This is a genomic window from Paraburkholderia sp. CNPSo 3076 (assembly GCF_026343935.1).
In the GTDB taxonomy this organism is placed as follows: domain Bacteria; phylum Pseudomonadota; class Gammaproteobacteria; order Burkholderiales; family Burkholderiaceae; genus Paraburkholderia; species Paraburkholderia nodosa.
On sequence record NZ_JAPMAL010000076.1, the window covers coordinates 1 to 10,194 of the forward strand.

Here is a 10,194-nt window from a genome sequence, read left to right on the forward strand (position 1 = left end):
CGCTACCGGTCAGAAAGATGCGCGCGGGCAATGCAAAGTGCCGCAGCTGCAGGACGTCAAGCGGTCCGGCGCCGGCCTCGCTGCGCAGCTGGGCCCTGAGCGCAATGCCCTGGCTTGCATCCGGCGTCCACGTGAGCAGCCAGCGCGCGTTATCCTGCCGGGAGACCTTCGCCCGCTCCAGCAGCCGGATCAGTCCGAACCGGCCCTGTGCATCGAGCGCCGTGCGCAGGCCGCCTTGTTCGGTCTTCCATTCGATGTGCGAGAGGTTCTCGAGCGACTGGCCCGGCCACTCGAACGGGACCCAGTCCTCCTGCTGGTTGAAGTAGTCGAGCTCACGCCCGGACAGCACCGCTTTCATGTTTGTCACGCCCGGCGTCGCAACACCGCGCAGATCAAAGCGGATATGCGCGTCGCCAGACGGAAACAGCACAGTCGAGACCCGCATCAAGCGGTTCAGCCCTTCCAGAAACGCCGGATCAAGCCGCAGGGCATCCTGTTGCGTGCCCGCGCCCTGCGCGGCTACCCAGCGGTCGCCCTGACGCTCGACGATGCCGGCCAGCTGCGTCGTGACGAACTGCGTGATCACGCCGTTGTCCGGGCGCATGAACCGGGCCATCTCGGGCAGCGACGCATCGTTGTCTGAATCGGCGAACGGATAGCGGCCACCGAAGGCGGTGTTCCAGTCGGCTACGATCGAGCGGCGCCAGATGTCGTTCAGGCTGGCTGCCGCAGGCTGCACCACCGCCTGCCAGGTCTGGTCGAGCGGTGCCTGGAACAGCTGGCCGAAACCGGCCCATTGCTGGCCAAGGCTTGCCGCGACACGGCTGGCGTAGTCGCGGCTGTCCGCGATGTCGGAGCTCCGGCCCTGGAGCACCGCCTGCGCCGCCACGCGCGACATGGCCTCGGTGTCGGCGCTGTTCACCATCTGCTCCAGCTTCAGGCGCATCGCCGTGACGCGTTCGAGATAGCGCGCGAGGCTCAGGTCACTGGTCGCTGCCACCTGCACGGCCGTCTTGCCAGCCTGCGCCGGCACGCCGGATAGGAGATCGCTGCCACTGAGCCGCAGGATCGGCCCGAATGCATTCGCGAGGGGGGCGAGCTGGGGCTGTGCCCGCTTCGAAGGATCTTTCTCGTCGGCGCCAACCAGCTGGTGCGCCTTGCTGATCAGCGTATCGGAGAGCGATTGCGCCGTGACGCCCGCGCCGGCCTGATACACGATGGCATTCATGAGCGCAACCAGCGGCGAGCGTTGCGGGTCGCCCAGCAGCGAGAGCTGGTCGGCGGTGGCCGACAGAGTCGAGGCGCTCTGCCAGCGCAGGCTGTTGAGGAACTGCGCCCATGCGCGCGCATAGTCGTCGAAGTAGCGCTGTCGCAGTTCCGCTTTCAGCGTCGATGACGTCGCGCTGGCCGTCTTCGCGTCCGAGAGCACCCAGTCGCCGGCGACGTTCCCCTGCTCGCTCGCCTCGTCGATCGCCTTTGAGATGCGCTGCTCCCACGCTTCGCGCGTGAAGACGCCCGGAATGGTCTGGGTCGTGTTGAACAGGCCGCGCCCGGTGGTATCGCCAAGCAGGCTGGCCAGGGAGCCCGGCGGATACTTCGGCTTCGCGTCGTCGAGGATCTGCTGGTAGGTCGCATCGGTCGAGTTCTGGATGCCGCGCACGCCAATGACGGTCTGCCGCGTGGCGGCGATCAGACTGCTGTCCGGAACGATGGCGAGCGTTGAACCGTTCGCAGCGGGTCGACGGCCCAGGTGATCCGCGAAGAATGCAATAGCGTGCTGGCGAAGGTCCTCCCACGTGCCGGCCGAAAGCGGCGAGTCGGACGGGCGGGCAGGCGCCTGCGTTGCCAGAAGCTGGGGCGTCAGGAAAGACGCAATGGCCCGCTCGGGCTTCGCGAGCATCAGGTAGGCCTTGAGCGTATCGTAGGCGGCCTGCGCCTGGGTGTTGCCGCCGCTTGCGATCTCCGCGTCGGACATCGAGGCAAGCTGGCGCAGGCGATCCTCCAGTTTCTGGCGGATCGGCCCGACGAGGATACGGCCCGCAGCATCCTCATAGCCGGGCCACAGCACAGCGAGCACGGCGCTGTCGCGATTCAGACCAAAGCGCGTGGTCCAGGGCGCGCCGTCGCGCTGGCGAGTCTCGAGCGTGTCGATCTGTCTGTCGAGACTGTCGAGTGCCTGCATGGCCTGCGCCGGGCTCAGGGTTCCAGACAGTTTCGCGAGCGTGTCCTGCGCTGCGCCGATCGTGGCTCGATTCGACAGGCCCGACACCATCGTGCCCACGATCCAGAGGGCGGCCACGCCTGTTGCCATCCACGCGGCGGCGATCGACGGTGAAAAGCCAACGCGGCGACCGTGGACCTTCCGGCTGTGATCGGCTATCGTCTGCCAGACTGAGCGCTGCTGTGGAGCGATGGGATCGGCTCCCGGTTGATCGTCTGCGTTGCCCTCGGTCTTCTCAGCGGCTTTGGGCGGTGCCGGTTCCGGCTCCCTGAAGAGCGGCGCGAACAGGAGCCCATGAACGGCCTGACGCCAGTAACGCGAATTCGCCGTCTGCACCGCAAGTCCCGACAGGGCGCTACCTAGCCGCTCGATATGCTGAGAAAGCTCGGCCGGGTAGCGGTCGCGATTGTCCGCTGCAAGCCGCGCGACGCCTGTGTCTGCCAGATTGCGCGTGAGGCTTTGCAGCGAGACCCCGACTTCTTCGGCATTAACTCGCGTGTTTGCCCAGGTGAAACCGATAGCTTCATCCGGACCCGTCGGCACGGTGCCAAAGTCCGTCACGTTGACCAGATAGGCCGGCGCCGCCCAGCGCAGCGCACGGGCATGGCGTGCGAGCCGTTGTGAAAGGCCGTTGACGTCAAATGGCGCGGTTGCGGAAATACGGTTGCCCGTGACCGCGACAATCGCATCGACCGGGCGATGATGACGCAGGCGGCGGATTTCCTCGAGCCAGCCTGTTTCGATTTTGTCGCTGGTTTGCTTTGCGTAAAGCAGGACCGTATCGCCCGTGAACGCGTAGCCGGTCTCGACGAGCCCCGGAACCAGGCGTTTCACAAGGGGTTCATCTCCAGCGACAAGCACCCAACGATCGCGCCAGCGCCAGCGCCTGCCATGGCGGTCCCGGAGCGCTTCTGCCAGCGACACGGATCTGGATGAACCGGTAGCCTGATCTGATTTCGGAACGTTCGATTGCGCGTCATATCGCATCAGCCATCGGGTCGCCCGCATGGAAGCGATCCAGAGGAGAATGGCCTCAAACAACTTCACAAGAATCAGGCACAGCAGCAGCCCCGAGAGAAGTGCCAGCTCAATGTTGATGCGTGTGTTTTGACTCCACCCCTGTTCCATCCCCCCGAACCACGTCGCAAGGCCAAGAATAATAAACAGGATGGTTATCGCAATACCAATGAAAAGCGCTGCGGGCCGCGGCTTGTGATCGTTCATGTCTGTTTCTGGCATACCAGTGCAACCAGGTCATCGCCTTCCTGCGCAATAACCAGCTGGGGTTCGTTCATAAGTGCTGCGTTTGCAGCGGCCAGCGTTGTCGCAAGCCACGCGCGTGCCGCGCCGGCATTGCCAACCGTCTCATCTACGTCGACAGGCCTCATCCGGTGTCCGAACCGGCACGACGATCGGATGGTCCTTAAGGCATCTTTGCCAAGTCCGGTGCCCCATGTCGTTCCGGTTTTGTCGAACGATGTCCTTCCCCAACGGACAGCAAGCTTCAGTACGTCCGCCACTTTTTCCGGGGTTCCCCTCGCCGGGCGATGGATGCGTAGTGCAGGCTTGCCGTTCATCTGTCCGGCAACAGCAGGAGTGCCAACAAGCAGCATCGACGCGGCCTCAGCGACTCCGTTAGCAAGCACGTCACTTGCTGCCTTACGCAACTGGACGGCAACGAGGAGCCGAACCACATCAGGTCGAACTCCGTCGTGCCACGAATCGGCATGGAATAGCGAAAGCTCCCTGGTTGCGGGCTTTACCTGGACGCGCAACGACGGAAATTTTTCTTTCAGAAGCGGCTGCAGACGTGCAACCCATGTGGCAGGCTGCAGTACAGTGTCAACGCAGAGGTCCACACTCATTGACACTTGCCGGGGAAGCTGAAGAATCTGGGGGGCCAGGTCACTCATCAACTCGTTCAGCAGCCATTCACAGGCTTCTGTCTGACGCGCATGTTCGGTCCGGGCGTTACCTCCATAGAACCGCTTGCCCGGTATCTCGAGCCAACGGGCCATCACGTCGGTGTTGGGCCTAACCTGGCTGGAAGCCGGGCGCAGTTTTATCTTCCCATCAAACAGATCTTCGACGGAATTCTCCTCCTCGCTGGACGAAAATCGCCAGGCGTGCCCCAGAACGGCCAGCGGCTGGCTTGAAAGCTCGTGACGCTGCTCTTCTATGTCATCGGCAGTCCGGTTTGTGGCGAGTGCGGCGTTGACGCGCACGTATGTCCAGGCGAGTCGGCAAGCCAGCAGAAGTCCCCATATCAGGACCGGTAGTGCGACCGCACGGAACCAGAACCAGACCGTGTTCGTTGGTTTGCCTGCACGCCAGAGGAAAACGGTCAGGGACGCGCCCGCCGCAAGCATGAGGCAAAGCAGAAGTGCCCAGACGAGAATCGACGGCCGCGATGCTTCCGGAACCCTGACCTGCGGCGGAATACGTTCAAAATCAACGGGCATCGCCTTATCGGACCTTCGCGCCGTCAGTCGAGGCTATCAGGACACTCCCGCACTGCGTTGCATCGCCATCCCTCGACAAGGGCGTACCGGCGTCCTTCATGCTGCTGCTTCCTTCAATGATTTCGTTGTCGCCGTGGATTGGACAGGACACAAGGATGCCAACCTTCGCTGCACGCCGTCCCTTCACCTTGATACGGTCGGAGCCCGAAAGTACCTTGCCACCGTGGCTTGTGCTGTCACCTTCGTATGCCAGTTTTTTCATTCGACAACACTCCCTGCTGACCAGTACAAGGTCTGAAAACTTCTCTTTAAGCGGACGCCCATCGCCGAATCCGTCCTTGAAAAGGATTCGGCGTTTATGAAAAATTGCGTATTTCTGGGGCAAAACACTAGCGGATCCCATCACGGCGCAATTGCCAGTTGGTTGGATTTGATCCATCTAAGCAGGTGTCTACCGGAAACGTTGACGTAGTCCACATAGGCCCAGCCTGCGGGAGACTGCTTCAATACCGTCACTACATCGCTCTGGACCAGATATGCCCGACTCGCGTGTGCATCATCAGGCGCCGTATAGAGCGTCGCTTGTTGCACCGATACGATCGCCGTACGATGCGTGGTTTCCACGACTACCGGCGCAGACGTGCCGATGGTGCTGCTGTCTGCCTTTGAATTCGCGGCGTCGATCAGTCGCGCATCGTTGTCTGCGCCTGCCGCGTGCAAGGCTTTCGCAATCTTGCGATAGGCGTCACGATTGGCCGAAGACGGCGGATCGCACCGCAGGAGATTGTCGGTGCCGGAAGCATCTTTGATGAGTGACCGTGGCGGCTGACCAGCCCCGATAAACTGAAGCAGTCGGATTGCCGACGGACGCTCATCCTTCAGCATCAAACTCGTCTGTTCGTCAGTTCCCCACTGCGCACGCTGGCCAGCCTGCCATCCCGCTCCGCATATTTCACCAGTTTGATCAGCGGTGATACATCCAGTGCGGATCTCAATGGCAGCGCAGTATTCCCGGCTCGCGTCAGATTCCGGCTGACCCGGCCCTGACGACACAGAACCTGATTCGATTCTCCCGATGACGACATATTGACCTGACGGCGAGATATTACCGTTGCTCGGCGGCTCCATTTGTGTACCACCCGAGTCCGCCGCGCCAATTCTTGGCAGCAGACTGAACGTCGCTCCGTTTGGGAAATGGAATGTTGCCTGTTGCCATGCACGCTCCGGCAACGGTGTTTGAGGGTTCAACGCCTTGCCATAGACAATCGCTGCCCCACCCGGCAACGCGAACCTGAACGTAGACGAAGGTGCGGCAGCATTTGCTGGAGCGGGAGCGCCGCCGCTCAGCAGCAAGACAGAGGCAATTATTGCACCGAGACGAACAGCTTGGACCGGCGACGAGCCGGTTCGACATGGTGCAACATCTGCTTTCGTAATTCTTGAGTTCATGCTTTTCACGATGGCGTTCCTAGGGCTTGAAGCAGATGCTCATATCGCTGCGGCGCGACCGACACGCCGTTGACATGCGCCATATAGCGGGATGGGCCATAGTCCTGCAGAATGCTGGTTTCGTATGCAGTACCGTTCGCTCCCCACTCAGCAGGATTGCGGGACACACGTGGATTGTGTTGAAAAAAGCGATCCAGCGAGGCTTTCATACTGTTTGCCGTCGCACCAGGCGCGTTGACGTCTTGATCCAAGACGGTCGCACGGCCGAGCGGTGACTGCAAATAGTCCTTGATCGGATAAGGATAGCCACCGGGCGTCTTGCCAATAGCGTGATTGAGGCGATCGACAAAGTCCTTGACTTGCAGCACTTGGTATAACGGCGACGATACGGCGTGTGCCATCGACGCGACAGGCGGACATTCAACCGGCTTACCAAAGGTGTGGACCGAACAATCGCGTCGCAGCGCGGTGTAAAGCTCATCGCCAATCATCCGAACTCCATTCGTAAATGTCGCATGCGCATACCCCAGCGCTGCTTCGTCGCCCGACCCCGTAACGGTCCAGCCGCAGTTGGAAAAATACTGTTGGTACTCGGCAGGATGCGCGTCTCGAAAAGCGGCAATCTGCGTCGCCAACTCACCCCGACTTTCCGCCCCGCGAATGGTCTTTTGCATTGCGCCGGCGCTGATGATCGCCTTGTCGATCGCTTGAACCGTATCCACCTTGCCTTCATTCTGGGACATAGCGCGCAGAATCTTCTCTTCGGTCTCGCTTAATGTGCCGTTGGTCCGCATTGTCGCCAATGCAGCACAGTTGCCCAACGAAATCGAGCCCGAATGCTGCGGTCCGTACCAAAACGTATTCGCTCCTGCCTTGAAGCGCGTTCCGGTCACGGTCATACAACAACCACAGGCACAAACGTCGGGATTGGGATTAAAGAAATTTCCCACCAGCCCAATCGGATGAATATGAAAAACGTCCGAACCCGGAAATCCCGGCACGCCGGCCTTGACCTCATCCCACCACACGAGATTGGCGATGCGCTTCTTTTCCTCTTCGTGCTCGGGGCGAGGGCCAGTGTGCTGCTCAATGGCGGCGATCAGGTCCTGCCACTTGGCCGGGTTGGCCCATTCACTCTCGTGCTTCGGAATCAGGCGCGAAGCACGGAACGCAACCCATGGAAAACCAGAACCCTGCGCGCCTTGCCCGATGCTGGAGAGTTCGTCCACAGCGTGCACACCGTCGCCCGTCGGGAAAAGCACACCGTAGATTGCAGCCATGAGCGGGCTAAGTTTGGCCTTGGAGCCCCGGTCGGGTGTCTGCTGCTGTCCTGCCTGGTAGGCGACATAGTCCTGCGTGTTCGCAAAGATGGTGTGCGCTGGATCGTGGTCCTCATCGTGACACTCGAAGTCCACCCAGCTTTGAGCATGTTCGCGGGTCACCATACCGCCGGCAAAGCTTTGCTCCCGCACCCAACCTGAAACCGGGTGGCGTTGAACATCCTCGCTGTCGATTTTCCACCAGGTGCGCTTGTGCCCGTCGTTGCCAGGCTGCGTTTCCGTGACCATGTGGCTGGCATCGTGCGGCAGCGTGGCAAATCCACAGACCTGGATCACATCGGTCGGATTCGGCTCTTCGCCAGGTTGTGCGGGGGGCGGGGCCTGGTACAGATGCACGCCACTGTTCACGCGCAAAATGGTGGGATCCGGTGATACACCCAGCTGATTCCACTGATTCCTGTTCCCGGTCGTGTCCTCGATGTGCGCGTCGACCCAGTTCCGTCCGTCTTCGATGAACTGTTTGATGGTGTCATCACAGAACACCTCAATGTGCACCATCCGGATGGAGGTTGAATTGCGAAGGGAGTCGAAACGACCAAGGTAGCCGAGCACATCACCCGCCTTGACCTTGACCCGTCTTCCCTCCAGTACGACGTTTACCGAATCGAAGAAGGAATCCGGCACAACGTTTTTTACGACAGGGCCATCGTGCCCGTGTTCCTTGCCCAGAAATATCCATTTACCGATGGCAACGGCTGGATCTACATACTCACCAACCTTGGGTGCGTACAGCGCTCCAGGCGCGTCCGCTATTTGTCCCCAGGATCCCTCGCGTTTAGAGAGACTCACCTGCGTTCCCCGTGGGAGTATCCCGAGCACGGCTCCGTGAGGTTTGCTTGCGCGGACATTCAGTCCTGTCTGCCCGTCAGGCGCCGGCTGGCCGTTGGCGCCGGATTTGGGTTTGTCGGAAGCCTCCTGGGTCACTTCCACCTTCGCAGCCCAGTACGCCGGCCAGGGAAGTGTCGAATCGCTTTCGTAGCCGGCGTAGTCCTGCAGATGCATATACAGGCTGAAGAACGTGAGCGTCGTGCCACGTGGAAATTCCATCGTGTGCTTTACCAGTGCAAAACCCGTGCTGTACGACGCGTTGATCGCGGGCTGGCCATCGGTGGCCGGGATCTGGTTGACCAGATAGGCCCGATTCAGGCGCCACGCGACAACTTCGCCATCAGCAATGCAGCGCACCCCAGCCTTGAAGTCCATTGACTGCCCGGCACCCGCCTCGGTGACATGGATGCCGCCGTGCCACATCCCCCCGCTGCTTACCGGGAACGAGCCTGACGATTCCTGCTTCAGAAGCTGGTACATCTCGTGCTCGTCAGTAAAGTCTGCTGCAGCACCACCATTGCCTTGTCCCTTCTTGCGAAACGGAAAGGCGAACGTGATCTGCTTCAGGGGCTGTGTCGGTGTAGCCGCAGGCGAACTGTTTGCCATGAATTATCCTATTCAGAAAAACCAAAACCCAGGTTGTCCTTGACATCTTTCAACGGTGTACCGTTCCAGTTCGGAAACGTGAAGTTGCCGCCGGCTGCGTCATCCACTTCCAGATTGCCCTTCGCATAGATCTGACCGCTTGGGCTGGCCAGTTCGATCCGCCCATTGGCGACCTTGATATACGCGCCGGACCCATCACCGAGCGTGATGCCTTTTGACGCGGTGATCATGACTTCGCCTGTGGAGGAGCTAACCACCACGTTCTTGAGCGCCATCAGTTCCAGCTCGTCGCCCTGCGCCTGAACCTGTACTTTTCCCTTCGCCGAAAAAATCCGGATCCCAAGTTTCGCTGCAAACAACGATATGGCCTCGCCGGCTGCAAAGGTAATGCGCTTGAATACCCCCACGTCGAGGCCCTGGCCGGCAGTGACGAATATGTGTTTCTTGGCCGCCAGTTGCATGTGCTGGCCGCTGGCGATGCCAACGCCGTCGGGTGCACTCGCGACGACCACGGACTTCTTGATCTCGACGAGCCTCTGTTCAATAAGGTCGCGCTGCTGGTCAATTTCAGCCAGCCACGCCTTGGCGGCATTGGCCGAATCGTTGAGCGAGCGCAGCAGTTCTTTGGCCTGCTGGAGCGTTGCGTTCGCATCATCCATCGCGAGCTGCGAACCTGTGGCACCTGGTTGCGCTTCGGCGGATAAGAGAACCCCCTTCGCCCCCCGGACTGCCACGTGCCCGTCGGTCCGCAGTTCGGCGCCCTGTCCCCGCTCCTTGCGCTGGCCGTCGACCATATGCCCAAGGTTGAACTCGCTGGTCTGGAACGGCGTCGTCAGGTGAATATGCTCGACGCCTTCCTTGTCCTCCATGCGCATCTCATTCTGCGCGGCCGTGCGAATGAGATTGCGCGTATTGTTCAGGTTGTTGACGAGATCCGGATGCAGACTGTCATGCATCGCTCCGATCATGATGGGGCGGTTTGGATCCGCCGCCGTAAATTCGAGCGCCACTTCGGCGGAATCGATCAACGGGAAGTGGTGACCGTAGTTGTCGCCGCTGTAGGGCTTGGCAAACCGCACCGGCCGGCTCGTGCCACCCGGGCTCCATTCGTCCAGATCGAACGGCAGCTTGATGACGTACCAGCCTTCTTCCGTCAGATAGGCATACTTGTAATTACCGGGTGACGTAATCCGGGCCGGCAGGACGCCCCTGATTTCCGGTTTCGGGATCGTGTCCATGGATGTTCGCCAGACCCGATCCGACGGAATCCCCTCGAACGTCACGCGGT

At 60.7% G+C, this 10,194-nt stretch carries 6 protein-coding genes; all 6 read right to left on the reverse strand.

All coding sequences use genetic code 11. The features are described from left to right. Positions 1–3,445 (reverse strand): ImcF-related family protein (locus M3A49_RS41045; RefSeq protein WP_266233861.1); only part of this gene is annotated, 3,445 nt, incomplete at its 3' end. Next, positions 3,442–4,683: a hypothetical protein gene (locus M3A49_RS41050; protein WP_266233862.1), complete on the reverse strand. Its 1,242-nt coding sequence runs from the start codon at positions 4,681–4,683 to the stop codon at positions 3,442–3,444. The genes M3A49_RS41045 and M3A49_RS41050, both read right to left, overlap by 4 nt. Positions 4,684–4,687: 4 nt before the next feature. After that, positions 4,688–4,945 (reverse strand): PAAR domain-containing protein, encoded by a 258-nt coding sequence (locus M3A49_RS41055; protein ID WP_254333383.1) that lies wholly within the window; start codon positions 4,943–4,945, stop codon positions 4,688–4,690. 140 nt (positions 4,946–5,085) lie between these two features. After that, the gene (locus M3A49_RS41060; protein WP_266233863.1) at positions 5,086–6,141 is read right to left on the reverse strand and encodes a hypothetical protein; all 1,056 of its coding nucleotides are present in this window, start codon (positions 6,139–6,141) and stop codon (positions 5,086–5,088) included. Further along, entirely contained in the window at positions 6,138–8,906 is a 2,769-nt protein-coding gene (locus M3A49_RS41065; RefSeq protein ID WP_266233864.1) for a hypothetical protein, read from the reverse strand. Before M3A49_RS41065 ends, M3A49_RS41060 begins: the two co-directional genes overlap by 4 nt. 8 nt (positions 8,907–8,914) lie before the next feature. Continuing rightward, positions 8,915–10,194 (reverse strand): DUF2345 domain-containing protein (locus M3A49_RS41070; protein ID WP_266233865.1); only part of this gene is annotated, 1,280 nt, incomplete at its 5' end.